Source organism: Paraburkholderia sp. JHI2823 (assembly GCF_038900695.1).
GTDB classification, from domain to species: Bacteria; Pseudomonadota; Gammaproteobacteria; order Burkholderiales; family Burkholderiaceae; genus Paraburkholderia; species Paraburkholderia mimosarum.
Map to the genome: position 1 here is coordinate 1 of NZ_JAYMRY010000058.1, position 19,668 is coordinate 19,668.

Here is a 19,668-nt window from a genome sequence, read left to right on the forward strand (position 1 = left end):
GCGAGAGGTGAATGGTGGCTGGCGCTGGCGGTTTGAGCGGCTTTCTTTTGCCTACTTTTCTTTGCCGCGGCAAAGAAAAGTAGGTGCCGCCCCGCACAGGGGCAACGCCTGCATACCGACGCGAATACAAGAAAATGCCAAAAGGGGCGAAGTACCAAAAAAACAACAACAAAGACATAACATCAGGACCCCTTCCCATTCCCCACCTTTTCGGCATGCCGAAAATCCTTCGAATGAATCCCGTGCTTCTTAAGCAGCATCTGCAAATGCGACCGATTCATATCACAGCGCCGCGCAAGCTCCGCCACCGTTCCGCCGGTTTCCTGCAGACCGCGCTCGAGGAACGCGCGCTCGGCTTCATCACTCGCAGCGCGCTTCGCGTCGCTGAGCGACAGCGGCGCCCCCGACGCCTCCGCTTCCACAGCGCGCTGCGCCTGCGCCGCCGTGCGTGGACGAATATCGTCGGGCAAATGCTCGATATCGGCCGTATCGCCAGCGAGACACGAAAGCCGGTATATGAGATTGCGCAGCTCGCGGATATTGCCCGGGTAGGCATACGTGAGCAGAAAATCGCGCAGCTTGGGCGTCAGCTTCACAGGCCGGCGCTTGAGCTGGCTGGCCGCCTCGTCGCCGAACCAGGCAATGAGCAGCGGAATTTCATCGTTGCGCTCGCGCAGCGCGGGCAGCGTGACATGAATGACGCTCAGGCGGTAAAAGAGATCCTCGCGAAACTGCCCCTGCGCGGCGAGCTCACGCAGATTCCGGTTGGTCGCCGCGACAATGCGCGTGTCGACCGCAATCGGTTCGTCCGACCCCACGCGCTGGATTTCGTGCGATTCCAGCACGCGTAGCAGTTTCACCTGTCCTTGTAGCGGCAGTTCGCCGATTTCGTCGAGAAAAATCGTGCCGGTGTGCGCACTTTCGAACTTGCCCTTGCGATCGTTCGATGCACCCGTAAACGCCCCACGGCGATGGCCGAACAATTCCGATTCGAGCAGGTTCTCGGGAATCGCGCCGCAGTTGACCGAGATGTAGGGGCGGTCAGCGCGCCCGCCGTTGGCGTGGATGACCTTGGCCATCAGCTCCTTGCCAGTGCCGCTTTCACCGTCGATCAGAACCGGCAGATCCGTGGGCGCCGCCTTTTCCGCGATCTCGAGTGCCGCGAGCAGCTTCGGGTTATCACCGAATATGCCTTCGAATATGAAGCTGCGTTCGATCAGCGCCTCGCGCCGGCGGTGCGCCGATGGCGTGAGCGCCTCCGGCTTTTCGAGCGCAGCGCCGGTAGCATCGAGCCCATCGAGTGCGCCGGGCGCTTCGGCCGCGGCCTCGACGAACCGCTCCTTGCGCGAGAGCTGCATGACCTCGTCGCGCAGTGCGTTCGACTGGTTCAGGAGCTTTTCGATATCGGCGCGTTCGAGCCGCGGCGCCCAGCGCAGCGTGGAACGCAGGATCTCGATTTTCTCCAGCAGCCCGGCGTAGGACACAACGGAGCTGCCGAATCCATGCGGGTCGAAAAGCTTCATGATGATGGACCCAGTTGCTTCTGCACGAGCTGGTAGTACATGCCCTTGCGCTCAACCAGTTCTTCGTGCCGCCCCTGCTCGACGATGGCGCCTTCATACAGCACGAGAATCTTGTCCGCCCGCATGATGGTGCTGAGCCGGTGCGCGATGATGAGCGCCGTGCGCCCCTGAAGGATGTCGTGCATGTTCGAGAGGATGTTGCTCTCCGATTGCGTGTCGAGCGACGAGGTGGCTTCGTCGAAAACGAGCAGACGCGGGTCGTGATAAAGCGCGCGCGCAATGCACAGGCGCTGTATCTGCCCGCCCGAGAGACCCATGCCGCGTTCGCCCACTACCTGTTCGTACCCGAGCGGCATCTTCGCGATGAACGCGTGCGCGTCGGCCATGCGCGCCACCTCCTCCATGCGCCGCCAGTCCGGGACCGCGTCGCCGCAGGCGATGTTCTCCGCGATCGTCCCGGAAAACACGAGGTTGGTCTGCATGACATAGCCGACCTGCGCGCGAAAGTACGCGTGGTCGATGGTGCTCATGTCGTAGCCGTCCACGTTGATCTTGCCTTCGGTTGGCGCGTAGAAGCCCACCAGCAGTTTCGCGAGCGTCGTCTTGCCTGAGCCGCTGCGCCCGACGATCGCCACCATCTGCCCACGGCCCACCGAAAAGCTGATGTTTTCCAGCACATAAGGCGTTTCATTGCCGCCATAGCGGAAATACACGCCATTGAATTCGATGTCGCCTTGCAAGTCGGGTAGCAGCACGCGCGAGCCGAGATCGGCGGGCTTCTGCTCGGGCTCGATGTCGAGCACGTCGCCAAGGCGCTCCATCGCGACCGCCGCGTCGTTCATCAGGCTCCATAAGCCGACCAGGCCCATGAGCGGCGCGAGCACGCTCCCCATGAAGGCATTGAAGGCGATCAATTGCCCGATGCTCAGCTCCTGATTGAGCACGAGCGTGGCCCCGGCCCAGAGAATCACAATCGTCGTGGCCGCGTTGAGCAACTGGCTACCCAGCCCTACGAGAATGTTGAACGCCTGCGCGCGGTACTGCACTTCCAGCGATTTCGCGTACTTGCGCTCCCATTTCAGGCGCACTGCCCGTTCGATGCCCATGCCCTTCACGGTCTCCACGCCGCCGAGCGTTTCCATCAGCATCGAGCGCGCGTCCGTGGACACCGAGAACACCTCGCGCGCATAGCGCTTGAGGCGCGGCGTGGCAAGCGCGGTCAGCGCCATGATCGGTACCACGAACACGATGAGCAGCAGCGTGAGCTTCACGTTGTAGAGAAACATGATCGTGAAGTAGATGAAGATCATCAGCAGGTTGAGCGCCGTGGTGACCGTGGATTCGGTCAGGAACGCGCGTATGGTCTGGTTTTCCTGGAAGCGCGCGAAAATATCGCCCGTCTTGCGGCGCGCGAAGAACGAGAACGGCAGCGACATCGTATGCTTGAAGAACTGCGACATCATCGCGAAGTCGAGACTGCGCACCATGAAATTCGACAGGTGCGCGCGGATCGTCGTCATCAGCTGCGTGAACACATGCGAGATGACGAGTCCGACGATCAACAGATGCAGCAGGCTCACGTTCTGATGGACGATCACGCTGTCGAGAATGTTCTGGATGATGAGCGGCGGCACCACGCCCAGCATCTGGATCACGAAGGTCGCGAGGAACAGGTGAGCGAGGATCTTCCGGTACGGCAACAAATAGCCGACGAAGCGCACCCACGGTGAACGCGTGGCCGCCTGCGCGCCCGTGGTTTCGCCCGCCGTGAACAGCAGACAGGTGCCGTTCCAGCCGCGCTCGAACGCTTCTACGCTCAGCTTGCGAAAACCAAGCGCCGGATCGGCCACCCTCACCCACTGCTTCGATACACCGTACACGACGATATAGTGGTAGCCCTCCCAGTGCGCGATGAAGGGCAGCTCGAAGCCCTGCAACGCCTCGTAGGTGCACTGCACGCCGCGCGTCGTGAAGCCGAGTGCCTCGCCGGTGCGCGCGAGACTATCGAGCGTCGCGCCCTGGGTCGTCACGTTCGCGAGATCGCGCAGCTTGCCGAGCGTCATCGCAATGCCGTAGTGCCGGCAGATCATCGCGAGGCACGCCGCGCCGCAATCCATCTCCTCGGCCTGCTCGACCAGCACGAAGCGCTTGATCACGCGCTCCCTGAAGGCCGCGTCCGCGCCGCTGTCCACCGCAACGGGCCGGCTGCGGCGCTCGGCGAGTTTTATCTGCCGCTGCAGTTCGCGCTCGCTGAAGCGCACGCGCTCTTCCAGCACCTCGCGCAGCTTCGGGTTGCGCTCCAGCATGAAGTGGACGGTCTTCTCGGGAATCACAAGGAGCCGCACGTCGGTGAGCGCCGTGACGCTCGCGTGCTGGTCCTGGCGCAACAGACACGCGCGCTCGCCGAAGATTTCGCCAGCGCCCAGCTTCGCCAGCTGGTACACGCTGCCGTCTTCCTCTCGTGAAATGCTGACCTCGCCCTGGCGCACGACATACAGGCGCATGTCGCCGCTCGCGCCCTGCTGGATGATCTCCTTGCCCGCGCTCACCCGCTTGACGCCCACGCTCGACACATACTCTTCCAGCTCGGCACGGGACAGCTTGCCGCGCAAATCGAAAAGCCGCGAGACGAAGCCGCCCGCCGAGCTGATCGCCACATAGCTCGTCACGAACGACTGCGCGGCCGGATTCGCGGCCAGCAGCGGCTCCAGCGCCGCGCGTGGGATGCAGAGCACCTCGGTCTTCGCGGACGCGCGCACCGACACTTCGTGCCAGTAGTCGCGCAGCATCGCGATCTCGCCGAACACCTCGCGCTCCTTGCGCACGCCGAGACTCGTTTCCTTGCCGCGCTCCTCGGCGATTAGGCGCACGGAGCCCGAGCGAATGACATAAAGCCCGGCAGCGGGCTCGCCGCGCTTGCACAACGTATCGCCGAACGCGTAGCTGCGCGTTTCGACGTGCGCTGCGAGGCGGTCGAGCTCCTCGCGCGAAAAGAGCGAGAGCGGTTCGACCGATGCGAGAAAGTCCGGTAGCGTGGGTGCGCTAGTCGGTGCGGGCGCCTGGGTATCCATCTGCGTGGCTCCGCGCGTTCAATGCGCGTCGATGATGTGCTCTTGCGCGCGCTCGGCAAGCCACTCTTCGCGCAGGAGCCGGCGCACCTCGGAGGTCACGTCGGCTTCGAGCGCTGCCGGGTGCTTCGCCGTCACGCAGAAGATCTCGAAGAACGAGCCGTCCGGCGCGGGAAACGGCCCGAGCAGATCGCCAACCTGCGCGTTGAACACCTTGGCTTCGATGTCCGTTTTCAATGAGCCGCGCAGCACCTTGCCGATCACGCCGCCACGCTCGCTCGTGTCCGCGATCGAATGTTCTCGCGCCATATCGCCAAACGCATGCGGTTCGTCTTCCAGAATCGACATCACCTCGCGCGCCTTTCCTTCGGAATCCACAACGATGTGACTGACTTCGATGCTGTCGAACTTCGGCGAATTGAGCTTGAAATAGCTCTCCACGGCCTCGTCGCTGCAGATCTCGGCGAACGCCTTCTCCTGGTAGAGCGTATCGGTGATGAAGCGCTCGAACTCATCGAGGCTGATGCCGAACACATCGAGGTAGCGGTTCATATCCGCCGCGCGATGCAGCCCCCGCACACGGCGGAACTGGTCGGCGCGCTGCTGGATTTCGTCGGGGCTCACCTGCACGCCCATTTTCTTCGCTGCGATGACCGTGAGCCGATCGCGCACCTGTTGTTCGACAAGGCTTTCGAACTGCCCCGTGAGCTTCAGCACACGGATGAAATCCTCGGTGCCGATCGCCTCGTCGTCGATCCGTACGATTGTCGTCATATCGTTCCCCTGATTTGTGATTCGCGAATCGGGTTCCTGACTGTCTTCAGCCAGCGATCTGCCTGAATGGGTCCAGCGCGAAATCGATCAGGCGCCGCTCTCGCACCACGATCTCGGCTGTTGCCGTCATGCCGTAACGCAGCGGATACGCCGCGCCGGCAATCGAAAAATGATCTCGCGCGAGACGCACGCGCCCTTCGTACACCGGCTCCTTCGTCTGTGCCTGCGGCTTGGTGGCCGGCGAAATGTATTCGAGCGTACCGTCCACGACGCCATAACGCTGGTACGGAAACGCGTTGAACTTCAGCTTGACGGGCAGCCCTTCGCGCAGAAACGCGCGGTCCTGCTCCGCGATCGCCACCTTCACGACCGGGCGCGCGTTCGCCGGCGCAATGCCGCCCAGCGGCGTGTTGGCCTGGATCTTGTCGCCGGGCTGCGTCGTCGTCACATCGGTGATCACGCCCGACACCGGCGCGAGCACGAGCAGGAAGTTGTCCTTATCGATGTTCTCGAAGCGGATGCGCGCCGCGGCGTCGGCGGCGAGGCGCGCGGTCTGCACCTGCAGGCGCAGCTTGTCTTCTGTATTGGCGATCTCGCGCTCGGTCGCGTCGTATTCGATACGCAGGCTCGTGAGCTGCTCGGCGCTTCCTTCGAGCTGCGCCTTCGCCTGCGCGAATTCGTGGCTCGTTTGCGCCTGTAGCTCGGCGAGCCGCGCCTGGGCGATGCGCAGGTTGTTGTCCGCCTGAAGAAACGCGCTGCGCTTTTCCTCGACCTGGCTTTGCGAGACGCCACCGCCGCCGGGCAGCGCGAAGAGGCGCTCGTACTTGGCCTCGTCTTCCTTCGCGAGATCGCGCACGTGCCGCGCGTTGTCGATGTTGCCGCGCGCTTCGTCCAGTTGGGCGCTCTGGGCTTGCTGGAGCTTGCTGGTGCCTTCCGCGACGCGGGTCTGGTGCATGTGCTCCTCGACGTCGATCTGCGCCTTGAGCGCCTCGGCCTTGCGCATCATGAGCGCCTTCTTTTCGGGAAATTCTTTCCATTCTCGCTCGGCATCGTCGAGCTTCAGCCGGGCGTCCAACGCATTGGTCGCAGCCTGGATCGCGCCGCGCGCATTGATCCGGCCAATCACGTCGTCTTTCTCGACCGGTTGCCCTTCGGCGATGTAGATATCCACGAGTTCTCCGTCGACCGGCGCGTAGATGCGGCGCACCTCCGATTCGGGCGCGAGTGCGCCCTGCGCGCTCACGATCACATCGGCGCGACCAATGAACGACCACAGCAGCCCACACACCACGAGCGCGACCATCGTGATGATGGTCGCCTCGATGAGACGCCACGGGCGCGCGGTGAGGATCGCGACGCCTTCCTCGCTGTGATCGCCGAGCGCCTCGCCGAGGGGCCGCGGCGGCTGCGGCGGGGCATGCATTCCGTGCGCTTCGCGCAGGCGCTCAATGAGCCGGGGCAGCTTCACCGCGCCCTCCTGCCATCGCGAGCTTTTCGAGCGCGCCCGCATGCGCCGCGAACGGTGGCGTGGCAAAGTGCGCCGCGGCGAGCCGGTCGTGCACCACCTGCGCGTGGCCCGCGTGGGCTTCGCTATCGATCTGCTCATACAGGTCGAGATCGGCGCGTACCGCGTCGAGCCCGGCAAGCCGCGGGTAGCGCTGCCCATAGTCGGTCAGCATGGCGGGAAGCGCGTCGAAGCGGTCGCTCGCGAGCGCCGTGTCGATAGCCTGTTCGATGCGATCGAGCGCGGCCACGTAAACTGAATCGTCGCTCTGGAGCTTGCGCAAATGGCTGAGTGCATCGGCATAGACGGCAGAAAACGCCGGGACGTAGGCCGTGATCCTGTCGAATGCCCGCTGATGCTCGCCGGGGTCGTCGTTCCAGCGGCTCGTGAGCGCCCGGATCGGCGCTTCGTCGCGATAGATGCGAATCGGCGCTTCGGGGCCGCCACGTCCCTGCACGAACGACTGGAGTGCGCCGATCCAGTCGATGTTCTCGACAAGCGGCGCCGCGTCCGGGTTGTGGCGCGCGAGCACGCGCATGTCTTGCGCAATCGCGTGCGCGCGGTCGAACGCCCGCGCATTAATGGCCGCGACCCAGTCCGGCACGCTCGCCTTGATGAGCGCCTCTGTCCCCATCGCGCGCCACGTGGCGTCGTCGGGATGGCGCGCCAGGTATTGATCGGCCATGCGGGCCGCGCTTTGGAACTGGCCGCCAGACATCAAGGCCTGCATGTCGCGCTGCGGCGAGCCCTGGAAATACACGAACGCAACCAGCGCGACGATCGCCGCAAGCACGCCGCCTCCCCACCGCCCCACCCGGCGCATGTCGACTTTGCCGCTGCCGCCGAGCGCTTCGTTCAACTCGCAGAGGAAAGTTTCGATTCTGCCGCGCCGATATCTTGCGTCCTGGCCAGGCTCGGGCGCTTGCGGAGGCGCGTCGGGATTGATCTCGTCGTCCTGGGGCAGTGCGGGCGGCGTGCAGAAGATGTCGAGGAACGAGTGCGCTGTGCCGACGAAGGTCGTTCGGTCGGCGTCGTCGGCAAGCGCTGCCGCGCGCGGCTCGCGCGTCGCGGTCACGGTGGCATCGCTTCCACTCGCATTTTCGAGGCCTACGCGATACACAAAGTGCTCGCCGCCGAAGGCGATGTGCTGACCGGCTTCGAGCCGCACCGCGTGCTCGTCGAGACGCTGGCCGTCGACGAACGTGCCGTTGGTACTGCCGAGGTCTTCGACATAGATGGCGTCGTCTTCGGCATAGATGTGCGCGTGACGCCGCGACAGGTAGTTCACCTGATGCGGATACGCCTCGCGATACTGCGCGAACGTCTCGTCCGTCTTGCTCACGAGAAACGGGAAACTCGTGACGACGATCTGCTGCAGACCGAGATCGGCTCGCTCCGGCGTGAGCGTCACCGCAACCGGGCGCACGGCGGCGCGCATCGCGCGCGGCACCAGGTTCACGCGAAACGCGAGCGCGCCGGCAAAGCTCAGCTCGTCGCCGTCCTTGAGAATATGCGGCTTTTGCGTGACTTCCACGCCATTCACCGCGGTGCCGTTCTTGCTGCCCAGGTCGGCGACGTAAGCCGAGGCGCCCTCGCGGAAGATGCGCGCGTGGCGGCGCGAGACATCGACAACCAGCTCCGGCTTCGCCGAGGCAAAGGGCGGCTGCGTCCGCCCTACCGCGAACAGATCCTTGTCGATGCGGATCTCGCCAAGCTCGGCATGCGATATGGGCCGAAGGACGATATCGAACGTCCGGTCGAGCGATGTCTGCCTTTCGGCAATGGATGCGGCGTCAGGCACCATGATTTCGCCAGCGGTCAGCATTTGCGCGCCAGGCCGCGCGCGGGCGATAGCGCCGCGTGCGCACTGACTCTCCGTGGGAAGCCGCGCGCCTTGCACATGGCGTTCGGGGTGTGAGAAAAGTGTAGGCGACTGTTGGCTGGAGTCAAACATCTGGCGCGACCCCGCAGCGGCCGACGCACTCACTGCGCGGGCGCTGCAGCCGCAGCGGAGCTGGATGCCACGTTGGTGACATCGACGTCCGGCCAACCGCCGCCGATCGCCTTGTAGAGCGTCACCGTGTCGCTCAGGATCTGCTCGTGGTTGGCGAGAAGCGACAGTTCCGCTGAGGCAAGCGAACGTTCGGACTCCAATACTTCAAGCTGCGACACGAGCCCCTCTTTCAACTGTGCCTCGACTTGCGCCGCAACGGTGCGCAGGCGCTCGTTCTGCTGGAGCAGTTCGACGCGCTGCTTCTTGTGCGCATCGAGATTCACGAGCGCATTCTCGACTTCCTCGAAAGCCGTGAACACCACCTGCCGGTACTGCTCCTCCACGACCTTGCTCTGCGCTTCGGTCGTCTTGATGTGGGCATGCACGCCGGGATCGAACATCGGGAAGTTGATGCTCGGCATGAAGCTCAGCGTGAACACCTTGAAGAGATCGGAAAGCGAGAACGCAGCCGTGCCGGCGCGGCCCGTGAGGCTGATCGTGGGCAGTTGGGCGAGCCGCGCCGACCCGACTTCGTCATACGATTCGAGAATGCGGTATTGCGCGGCCACCACATCGGGGCGGCGACCGAGCAGTTGCGCGGGCAGACCCATGGGTACGTCGGGGAACTTCACGCGCTGGCGCAACTGCCCCGCCGGCATCTTGAACTCGCCCGCGGGCACGCCGACCAGCGTGGCGAGCGCGTTTTCTTCGGTATCGCGCTGGCGGCGCAACTCGAGCAGTTCGGTCGTCACGTTGTTGACTTCGGCGGCCTGGCGCAGGACCTCTGTTTTGGGCGCCACGCCGTTTGCATACATCTGCTGATAGATCGTGAGAATCTGCTTGTTGCGCTCGAGTGTGTGTTGCTCCTCTCTTATTTGATCGTCGAACTGGAGGATCTGAAAATACGTGCTCGCCACATTCGCGACGAGCACGAGGTAACCTGCGCGCCAATCGGCCTCGCTCGCGTGATACTCGGCCTTTTGGGCCTGCACGCTTTTTTCGACCTTGCCCCAGATATCGATGTCCCAGTTCACCTGCGTCGCGACGTTATAGGTCTTCGTGAGCGTTCGCCCCGTGCTCTTTTCATAGTCGACACCGGCGCCCGCGTCGACCGTGGGAAGGGCACCGGCCTGCACTTCCCCGATCTGCGCGCCGGCCACGCCAATGCGTGCGGCCAGGACCCGGATATCGACGTTCCCCGAAATCGCCTTGTCGATAAGTGTGTTCAGGTAGGGATCGTCGAACGCCTTCCACCACTGCGGGTTCACCGCATCGGCCGCCGAGAAGGCGCGGCTCGTATGTGCCCAGGTCTCCTTGGCGGGCATATCGGGGCGATGGTACGCAGGGGTGCTCAGATCCGTGCAGCCGCACAGCGCCGCGACACTCAACCCCGCCGCGCCAGCCAGACGAGCCAGGCGGGCCTGCCAACGCAGCGTGCCGCATGGGACGTGTGCGGCGGACGGCGAGAGCGGTGTGTTCACGATCGACTCCTGGAATCAAGGGCGACGAAAAGCGCGAGAAAAACGGTGGCAGCGGATACTGCGGAAGGAGGCGCCGCGGAGGCGCGAAGGCCTCCACGGCTGGCAACGCAATCAGAAGTTGATGACGTTGTGCGCCTGCTGCGTCGGATCGACGGTCGAATGGATGTTCTTTACGAACGCGACGTCGTTGCCCGTGTTGTTCATGATGGTGTTGGTCTGGCCGATCAACTGGTCGGCGGTGAAGTTGGTGGTGTTGACCTTCACGCTCGGGGCCGGGTAGTAGAACGGCATTCCGACCCAGCCGCCCCGCACGGCGCTCATTTCGCGGCGGTCGAGGTCTTGGGTGGCGCTCAGGTCTGCAATCGTCAGCTTGCTCATGGCAGTTCTCCAGAAAGGTATGTGCTGCTACGGTGTTTGGGATGTGAGCTGCAAGGTTGCGGGCTCGGATGCAACAAGGCATGAGGCGTGCCAAGTGCGTGGCCGGATGCCTTGTATGCTGCGGATCGCCCGCTGCGTAAGGGGGCTTCCGGGTTTCTGTTCACGCTTCGCGCGGGGTTGGGCGCGCTCGTCGCTAACTGGATGGTGGGTGTTGCGCAACGCTGCGCGGGGTTTGTGTTGGGGTTATGCCAACAGCGCCGCTGCGGCGGTCGTGTATGTGGTCGTGGCGATTGCCGGTTTGGGCTTCTTGTTTTCGCGTCGGTATGCAGGCGTTGCCCCTGTGCGGGGCGGCACCTACTTTCTTTGCCGCGGCAAAGAAAGTAGGCAAAGAAAGCCGCTCACACCGCCAATGCCTGCCACCATTCACCTCTCGCCGTAATGGGTGAATGGCTCCGGAGCGTCTGTCACCTCGCACCTTCAAAGCCAGTGACAAGGCGCTCATTCATCCCGCCGCTCGCTACGCGCGCTGCGGAAGGGTCTGCATGGGAAACAGAGGGGCATGGCAAGTGTCGCGAGAACGCACGGACGCCAATGTTTTTTTCGTTATGCCCTTCGGGGCGCAGAGCGCCGCCGGAAGGATGAGTGCCTTGTCACTCCGTTGGTGGGCGAGCGGTGACGGACGCTCCGGAGCCATTCACCCTTTACGGCGAGAGGTGAATGGTGGCTGGCGCTGGCGGTTTGAGCGGCTTTCTTTTGCCTACTTTTCTTTGCCGCGGCAAAGAAAAGTAGGTGCCGCCCCGCACAGGGGCAACGCCTGCATACCGACGCGAATAGAAGGAAATGCCAAAAGGGCAAAGAACCGCAATAAAAAAACGCCAGAAGATAAATCCGTATGGATCACTTAACGTATATGGTGATCTTCCTGGAATAAACAGGCGGATTATGCGGCACATGATGGGCATCCCCCATCAGCAACTGCAGCGTATGCTTGCCCGGCGGCAACTGCAGCATAGTCTCCGTCTGCCCCGCCCCGAAGTGCAGATGATTGCGATCGGAAGGAATGGGCTGATCCATGGGCGGCAGGTCGGTATCGACCAGCAAGTGATGGTGCCCGGTATTCGGAAACTCGACGTCCGAAGGCGCTACGCCCATGTAGCGCAAGCCAAACCAGACGCGAAAGGGCCGCCCGGCCGGCATCACCTGGCCGTCGTTGGGCCACCCGATGTACACGTGCGCCTTGGGGTCGGCCGGCGTCGTGCCCGCGTGCGCCGCGCCGCCCGCAAGCAGCGCAAGGCTGGCAGCAAAAATAAGGAACCTGTTCATGGCATGCACTCCCGCTTCCGGCTGAGGTCGGACTACTTCACCGTGATCGTGATCTTCTTCGAATACACCGGCGGATCGTGCGGCACGTGGTTATAGTCGCCCATCAGCAACTGCAACGTGTGCTTGCCCGGCGGAAGCTCGATACGGGCCTCCGTTTCCCCCGCTCCGAAGTGAAGATGATTGCGGTCCGACGGTATCGGCTGATCGAGCGGCGGAAGGTCGGTGTCGACGAGCACATGGTGGTGGCCAACGTTGGGGCGGTTGATTCCCTTCGGGCAAACGCCCATGTTGCGCAAGCCCATGCGCACCCAGAACTTGCCGGTGGGAATCGTTGCGCCGTCCGGCGGCCAGATGATGTACACCTCCGCGCCGGGCGGCGACGCGGTGCGCTCGGCGAACGCCAGGCGCGGCGTCAGGGCGGCCGCTGCCAGGGCCAGCAGGATCTCTCTTCGCTGCATTTTGGTGCTCCTCGTTCGGCTGACGGCCACTCGGCTTTCGAATTCGGTGCGTGTTCTACAGCTTAGGACGGATTCAACCGCATGGACATAAATCGGCGCGTTGCGCGCAAGCAAGCCCGTTACTGCATCACCCGGTGCGCGTGCTATTTTGTAGTTGTGCGCTAACAGTGCTTGCACCGATGGCGGTCCGAGTCGATCGCCCCGGCGACTGCCGCGGGGTAGCGCACCGTCGGCATTGAAAGGCGATGGCGCCTGGCTCGTACCGGCATGGCGCCTCGCTGGCCCCCTGACAGGGAGAACGAATATGTGGCGGCTATGGGTGCCTCTGTGTGTATTGATCTCGCTCGGCGTGACCTCGACTTCAAGCGTGGCCGAGCCCGTTGCGCAAGATTCCGGCGTGTACAAGGCCGCCCGGCAACGCCATGGCGTTGCGGTCATCCGCGTCGGGTTGATGCCGAAAGACACGTCCGAAGAGTACGAAATCACGTTCTGGAATTCGATCAAGGACAGTCAGTACGCCAGCGACTATGAAGCGTATCTGAAGGCTTATCCGAACGGACGTTTCGCTCCGCTCGCCCAGGCGCGCCTCGCACGCTTGCATGCGAACGCATCGAACCCTGCCGCCGCGCCTGCCACGCACGAGGCCAGCAACCCGGCGGCCGCCTCGCCCGCGCAATCGCCGCAGTCAAAAGCCCCGCCAGCGGCAGCCGCACAGACCAAGGCGGCACCCGCCAGTGCGCCGCCCGCTCAGGCATCCGCTCAGGCATCCGCTCCTGCGCCCGCTCCGCCCAAGGCCGCCGTTGCCGCCGCCAAACCCGGACCGCACGACATTCAGGACTGCTCATCTTGTCCGATCTTGATACCCGTGACGCCCGGCAACTTCACGATGGGCATCGATACCGACGACGCATCCGAAAGGCCCGCGCACCGCGTGACCATCGGCCATAGCTATGCGCTCGCCAAATACCCGGTGACCGTGGCGCAGTGGAACGCCTGCGTTACCGCGAGTGCCTGCCCGCGCTTGTCGAACGAGAACAACGCTTCGCCGAATGCTCCCGTGCGCGATCTGAGCTGGGACGACGCGCAACAATACGTGAAATGGCTCTCTAAAATCAGCGGCAAGCCGTACCGCCTGCCCACCGAGGCCGAATGGGAATATGCGGCGCGCGCCGGCGCTGAAACGCGTTACTGGTGGGGCAACGACATGCGCAAGGGAACCGCGAATTGCAAGGATTGCGGTCCGCCCTGGCATGTCGAGGCGCCCGACGACGTCGGCTCCTTTGCAGCCAATGCCTTCGGCTTCTACGACATGGCGGGAGGCGTCTGGGAATGGGTCAGCGACTGCTGGCACAACTCGTACAAGAATGCGCCGAGCGACGGCCACTCGTGGGACGAACCCAACTGCCAGGCGCGCGTGATTCGCGGCGGATCATGGCGCGACGGCGCGGGCTATATGCTCGCGGCCACGCGCTTCAAGTACGACAGCAGCGTACGCTACAACGCCAATGGATTTCGGGTGGCGCGCGACATGAAATAACGAGCCCACGCGTCTGGCTTATCGTCGCGCGTTTTCGCTTCCTTGAATTTAGTTATCCCATTTAATAGACTAATGAACCAGGGGCAATCGCTCGCAACCCAATATCCCACTTCCGACATTCCAGGTTTTAGATAGTCAAGCGCTCTACCGTCATTGGACGCGCGTAGGGTTCCGACCGCCGTACGTGGAGGCGCAGCATGGCTTGGGTTCCCGTCACCCGCCGAACGTTCCTCAAGGCCATGGGGAGCGGCGCACTTACGGTGTCGGTGAGTTCCGTCACGAGCTTCACGGGTGCGTGTTCTTCGCAGCGCACGGCCTTCGGCCCCGGCTCGAACATCGCCGCGAACGCCCACCCCACGCCCGAGACGGCGGATGGCGCACCCGAATGGGCGCCGGAACCGGGCAAGGCGCGCTGGCGGATCGAGGGCGTACGCAAGGTCACGGGTGCGAAAATCTACGCGCGGGACTTCAAGGCGCGCGACTTCGACGGCTGGCCAAAAGAGGAAAACTGGCTTTACGCCCTGAGATGCAATTGCGTCGACAAGAAATTCGAAGGTTTCGATCTGGGCATATTGCCTCACGATCTGCGCCCCATCGCCGTGATATCGAACTCGACGCTGAACAATAATCGCGTCGCGCTTTCGACCAGGCAGGATCCGCTTCACAACCAGGATATCTTTCTTTTTGCCCAGGAAGGTGCGCCCGCCAATTGCTATGGTCAGCCTGCCGCCCTGCTGATTTTCGAAGACTTCGATACCTGGCGTCGCGCGAAAAAGCTGCTCGACTTCAACGCCTCCGTGATCCGCTATGGCGCCACGGTGCCGCCGGACGGTAAGCCGCCCCCCGTCTATTCATCGCCCAAGATTTACGTGCGCGACGACGAAAAGGCGTTTTCGAACCTCCTGATGGACGCGGACAAGCACGGCAATCCCACCCCGGCATTCGTCGACACATGCCACAACATGGCAAACCATGTTCGCGATGTGGCGGCGCGGCACGTCGAAAGCAGGGCGTGGCACCCGTTCGGGGCGGAATTCACGACGCCCGCGATCGATCCCATGTTCATGGAACCGGAAGCGGGGCTGGCCTGGTTTGAAGCGGACGCCGGTCGTCTGCACATGGTGCTGGGCTCGCAATCGCCGCGCGACGACGGCACTTCCGCGCTCAATCTGTTCTCGAACAGCAACATCCACGTTACCCACGTTCACGTGCTGGGCTGCTACCCGGGCGGCGGATTCGGCGGTCGCGACAAATCGTATTTCCCGCTCTATCTCGCGCTTGCGGCACCTTTCGCAAAGGGCGCCTTGCGCTGGCAGCAGTCACGTTATGAGCAGTTCCAGGTCGGGCTCAAACGCTCGGAAACCCAATTCACGGAATCCATCTGGGTCGACAACTCGGGGAAGATTCAGGCATTGGACAGTTCTTTCTGCCTGAACGGCGGTGGCAAGGAAAACCTTTCGGGCGCCGTTGGCGATCTGGCCGCCATGAGCGCGATGAGTTGCTACGACATTCCGCGCGCGATTGCACAAAGCTCCGTGACCTATACGTCGGAGGTCTTCGGAGGTTCGCAGCGCGGCTTTGGGGGCCCGCAGGCTTACATCGCCATCGAAACGCTGCTGGACGAGGCCGCGCACTCGCTGCACAAAAGCCCGTTCGATATCCGGCGCAGCAATCTGCTCGTCAAAGGCAGCGGCAAAACCCTGACTGGCGCGCCCATTCTGTTCGACCTTCAACTCAAGGAGCTGCTGATTCCGCTTGAAAATCATGCCTTGTGGCGCAGCCGGGAAAGCGTGCGCGCGCAACGACACAAGCAGCGGCTGCGCTATGGCGTCGGGCTTGCCATGTCGAATCAGGCGTACGGCACCGGCAAAGACCCCGTCTTCGCGATGGTTCAGATTCAGCCGAACGCGGGCGTGCGGGTGCTGACTCACTACACGGACATGGGCAACGGCGCGGCGACGACCTTGGGCCTCGCCCCCGCCACCTGGCTCGGACAAAACGCGCAAGAGATCACCATGAGCGAGGTGGAGGCGTTTGCCGCGATCCCGGGCTTCGACGTCTCGACGCTAGGCATATGGCCCGACAGCCGAAGCAAATCCATCTACAGCGCCTATGGCTCGTCGAGCGCCTGCCTCGGGGCATTCCAGCATTTTCAGGCAGTGGACCGCGCCGCCATGGTGTTGTTGTTGCAAAGCGTGCTGCCCGCCGCGCGCGCGATATGGGGTAGCTCGCGTATCGAACGGCAAGACGTGAAGTGGGTCAAGGCAAAGCTCACTACCGCTGGCCACCCGCCGATCAGCTGGCCGGCCTTGCTCGACAAGATCAATCGCTTGCAACTGCCCACCGTGGCCGCCGTCCATGTCACTTACGCGGGCGCTTTCTGGACGAGCAAATACGCATTCGAGTCGGGCGCCGTCGAGATGGACTGCGACTTCGTGGCAGTCGGCAACGACACGCACCATCTGCACAGCGTGCCGCACGGCGAAGTGATCGCACCGCCGAATGCCGTCGGCTTCGGGCGCACCAACTATGCACCCGCTGCCGCGCTGGTCGCGCTGTCCGTGAGCCCCGAGAGCGGGCGCGTGAGAGTCGAGCACGTCGTCACGACGCTCAGCGCCGGGCGCCTGATTTGCCCGGAGATCGTCGAAGGCCAGTCGCACGGCGCGGTGGCGATGGCGATGAGCAACGTGCTGAGCGAAACGTGTCCGCTGGGCAATGACGGCCCCGGCAACGGCACGTGGAATCTCGACCGGTACCTCATTACGCGCATGACCGACGTCCCGCGTCAGGAGTTGATCCCCCTGCCGCCGCCCGTGGGCAAGGAGCACCACAGCGCGCGTGGAATCGGCGAAGCCGTGATGTGTCCCATTGCGCCGGCGCTGTTGAATGCGCTGGCGATGGCGACCGGGCATCGCTTCACGCAAACGCCCGTCACGCCAGAGCAGATCCGGGGGGCCCTCACATGAGCGATGCAGGGATCCGGATTCACGTGAACGGGCACCCGGTCACGGTGCCCGCGGCCGATGCCGATATGAGCCTCGCCGAATTCCTTCACGAACGCCTCGATCTCACGGGCACCAAGGTTTGCTGCGGCATCGGCGTGTGCCGGGCGTGCACCGTAGGCATGCGCAGCAGCAGCGACGCGCTGATGGAAAAGACGCTGGCGTGCGTGACGCCCGTGAGCGCGGTCGCGAATCAATATGTCTTCACCGTCGAGAGCCTCGCGGACGGCAACCAGCTTTCACCGCTACAGCAAACCTTTCTCGAGTCGTTCGCGTTTCAGTGCGGCTACTGCACGCCGGGCTTCCTGATGGCGGCCACCGCCATGCTCGAACATCTGAAGGCGTATCGCATCGGCGCGGACCAGCTCGATGCGGCAATCGACATGTGGGTGGGCGGGAACCTGTGCCGGTGCACGGGGTACGTCAAGTACCGGGAGGCGATCCGCAAAGTCGCGCAACTGCAGATGAAACACGGAGGATGACAATGCCGGTCACACTCCGCCTCGCCGCCGCGTGCCTATTGCTTGCCGCGCCGCTCGCGGCCATGACGCACGAACAAACCTTGCTCGAATACGGCGATCAATGTGCGAGGGAGATCGGCGAAATGCCTCCGTTCGACTGCAATGACGGCACCGACATCCCCATTACGATCGACGGGAAGCCGCCCGGCCCACGCGAGTCACCGACGCATTGCGACAAGCCATCGCTGCTTTCTCCCGCTTCAGGAACAGCAGGACAATGCATGCCCTTTTCGAAGATATTGAATCTCTCGCGCGGCAATACGCAGATTTCGGCGTACTGTCGCCGCGACATCCTGCGCGACGACAAAGATCCTCACTATGACCTGGTGGTCGTCGTGGTGCATCACTCCGGCAGCGGTAAGACCTGCTGGTTCGCATCGAACCCACCGCCGCTTCCGAAGTCGAAAGCGGCGGTGCCCGCAAGCGGCATCGACGCCACACGCGTGCCGCCACCGAACGAGAGAGTGACGCCGGCCGGGCATCTCACCGCGGTGGAATTCTGGAAGTCACCCAAAGACGTTGCCGCCAGCAAGCCAGGCCAGCCTGGCTGCCTCCAATGTCACGATGCGGGGCCCGTCATCTTCAGCCCATATATCGGGCAGGTATGGGACAAGGTGCCCACCGATCCATGGGGAAAGTATTCGAGCATCGGCCCGGCTTTCTCGTCGTATCACCTCTGGACGATGAGCACGCCAGGTAACACGTGCATCGGTTGCCACCGCATCGGCAGCGAGCAGAGCTGCACGGCAGCTTATCTCCAGCTCTCGACTGGCGGGAAAAACGCGCCAGGCGGCAACGCGCTCGCCAACCGTTATCCGCTCAGCCACTGGATGCCGACCGACAACAACATGAGCAAGGTAGAGTGGGAGGCGGCCAACGTCGCATCGGTCAAAGCCTTGCTCGACTGCTGCGCCGACAAATCACATAAAAGTCCGAACTGCACCTTTACGCCCATGCCCGGTAACACGAATGGCAGGTAGCGTAGCCGCTCTGGCGTGACGCTTGGCCCGGCGGGCGCACGCCGGTCAGTTACACGCGGTGGCACACTGCGAGTTGCATGCGCACGCGCAGGCCCGCCGTTCGCGCAGTCGGCGGAATCCCCGCCCAGGTACCGCAACCGACGCCACAATATTCTTCTTCCCGAATCGTCATCACGGGTATGGAACCGCTGCACACCCCGAACCCGCTCACCGCGCAGGACCGCGAAATCGCCGACGCCGTTGCCCGCGAGCGCCCGAGGCTGCGCAATTTCATCCGTCGCCGGGTGATCGATCAGGACGAAGCCGAGGACATTCTCCAGGACGTATTCGAGGAACTGGTCGAAGCCTGGCGGCTGCCGGAGCCCATCGAGCAGGTGGGCGCGTGGCTCTTTCGCGTTGCGAGAAACCGCATCATTGACCGGTTCCGCAAGCGCAAGGAAACGCCGCTGCCCGACCAGGCGGACGACGACAGCGAGTACCGTCTGGACCTCGCGCTGCCTTCGCCCGACGCCGGGCCGGAAGCCGCTTACGCCCGCGCGGCGCTGCTCGACACGCTGCGCGCCGCGCTCGACGAGCTGCCCGCAAACCAGCGCGAGGTGTTCATCGCCCACGAACTGGACGGACGCAGTTTCAAGGAGATGGCGGCGGCAACGGGCATCGGCATCAACACGCTGCTCGCGCGCAAACGTTATGCGGTGCTGCATCTGCGCGAGCGACTGCGGTCGTCGTGGGACGGCTTCGAGTTTTGAACCGAAGGAGATATCGAATGAAGTTTCGCCGGAAAATATTCGCCAAGGCGCTGCTGATGGTCGTGGTCATCGCACTGCTGGGCGGCATCGTCATGGGCCTGTGGAACTGGATCGCGCCTGCCCTCGTCACCGATGCGCGCGCCATCGACTATCCGCACGCGCTCGGCCTGCTCGTGCTCTGCCGGATCCTGTTCGGCGGCTTTCGCGGTCACGGCGGCTGTCACCGGCACATGCGCCGGGAACACTGGCAACAGTGGCAAGCGTGGCAGCGCATGACGCCTGAGGAGCGCGAGCAGATTCGCAACGGGGCGACGCCGCCGGCGCAACAACCCACGCCCTGAACGACCGGCCATGCCGTGCGCTGGCACAATCCCGCT

General features: G+C 63.5%; 14 protein-coding genes and 1 pseudogene. 6 read left to right on the top strand and 9 right to left on the bottom strand.

The window, feature by feature from the left end; translation table 11 throughout:
- Positions 1 to 182 precede the first annotated feature (182 nt).
- From VSR34_RS34585 to VSR34_RS34625, 9 genes are all read right to left on the bottom strand, one after another.
- Positions 183 to 1,523, bottom strand: coding sequence for a sigma-54 dependent transcriptional regulator (locus VSR34_RS34585; protein WP_342964784.1), 1,341 nt, complete (start codon positions 1,521 to 1,523; stop codon positions 183 to 185).
- Entirely contained in the window at positions 1,520 to 4,594 is a 3,075-nt protein-coding gene (locus VSR34_RS34590; protein ID WP_342964785.1) for a peptidase domain-containing ABC transporter, read from the bottom strand. Before VSR34_RS34590 ends, VSR34_RS34585 begins: the two co-directional genes overlap by 4 nt.
- A gap of 18 nt (positions 4,595 to 4,612) precedes the next feature.
- Entirely contained in the window at positions 4,613 to 5,365 is a 753-nt protein-coding gene (locus tag VSR34_RS34595; RefSeq protein ID WP_028212519.1) for a peptidylprolyl isomerase, read from the bottom strand.
- Positions 5,366 to 5,411: 46 nt separating this feature from the next.
- Positions 5,412 to 6,788, bottom strand: coding sequence for an HlyD family efflux transporter periplasmic adaptor subunit (locus tag VSR34_RS34600; protein ID WP_028212518.1), 1,377 nt, complete (start codon positions 6,786 to 6,788; stop codon positions 5,412 to 5,414).
- A 22-nt stretch (positions 6,789 to 6,810) separates the two neighbouring features.
- Positions 6,811 to 8,694: an FHA domain-containing protein gene (locus tag VSR34_RS34605; protein WP_342964786.1), complete on the bottom strand. Its 1,884-nt coding sequence runs from the start codon at positions 8,692 to 8,694 to the stop codon at positions 6,811 to 6,813.
- 158 nt (positions 8,695 to 8,852) lie between these two features.
- Positions 8,853 to 10,250, bottom strand: coding sequence for an efflux transporter outer membrane subunit (locus VSR34_RS34610; protein ID WP_342964798.1), 1,398 nt, complete (start codon positions 10,248 to 10,250; stop codon positions 8,853 to 8,855).
- 204 nt (positions 10,251 to 10,454) lie between these two features.
- A complete protein-coding gene (locus tag VSR34_RS34615; RefSeq protein ID WP_028212517.1) occupies positions 10,455 to 10,721 on the bottom strand; it encodes a hypothetical protein in 267 nt (88 codons plus the stop codon).
- Positions 10,722 to 11,618: 897 nt separating this feature from the next.
- A complete protein-coding gene (locus VSR34_RS34620; protein ID WP_342964799.1) occupies positions 11,619 to 12,044 on the bottom strand; it encodes a DUF4399 domain-containing protein in 426 nt (141 codons plus the stop codon).
- Positions 12,045 to 12,076: 32 nt separating this feature from the next.
- Positions 12,077 to 12,502: a DUF4399 domain-containing protein gene (locus VSR34_RS34625; protein WP_028212515.1), complete on the bottom strand. Its 426-nt coding sequence runs from the start codon at positions 12,500 to 12,502 to the stop codon at positions 12,077 to 12,079.
- A gap of 445 nt (positions 12,503 to 12,947) precedes the next feature.
- Here VSR34_RS34625 and VSR34_RS34630 point away from each other — a divergent pair.
- The 6 genes and pseudogenes from VSR34_RS34630 to VSR34_RS34655 all read left to right on the top strand — a co-directional run.
- Positions 12,948 to 14,039, top strand: a pseudogene (locus VSR34_RS34630) (formylglycine-generating enzyme family protein); the annotation flags it as partial.
- Between the two features lie 197 nt (positions 14,040 to 14,236).
- Positions 14,237 to 17,005: a molybdopterin cofactor-binding domain-containing protein gene (locus VSR34_RS34635; protein WP_342964787.1), complete on the top strand. Its 2,769-nt coding sequence runs from the start codon at positions 14,237 to 14,239 to the stop codon at positions 17,003 to 17,005.
- Entirely contained in the window at positions 17,002 to 17,523 is a 522-nt protein-coding gene (locus VSR34_RS34640; protein WP_342964788.1) for a 2Fe-2S iron-sulfur cluster-binding protein, read from the top strand. The genes VSR34_RS34635 and VSR34_RS34640 overlap by 4 nt, the downstream gene beginning before the upstream one ends.
- A gap of 80 nt (positions 17,524 to 17,603) precedes the next feature.
- Entirely contained in the window at positions 17,604 to 18,542 is a 939-nt protein-coding gene (locus tag VSR34_RS34645) for a hypothetical protein (protein WP_342964789.1), read from the top strand.
- Between the two features lie 179 nt (positions 18,543 to 18,721).
- On the top strand, positions 18,722 to 19,291 hold the full coding sequence (locus VSR34_RS34650; RefSeq protein ID WP_342964790.1) for a sigma-70 family RNA polymerase sigma factor: 570 nt from the start codon (positions 18,722 to 18,724) through the stop codon (positions 19,289 to 19,291).
- Positions 19,292 to 19,308: 17 nt separating this feature from the next.
- On the top strand, positions 19,309 to 19,632 hold the full coding sequence (locus VSR34_RS34655) for a hypothetical protein (protein ID WP_342964791.1): 324 nt from the start codon (positions 19,309 to 19,311) through the stop codon (positions 19,630 to 19,632).
- Positions 19,633 to 19,668: the final 36 nt, after the last annotated feature.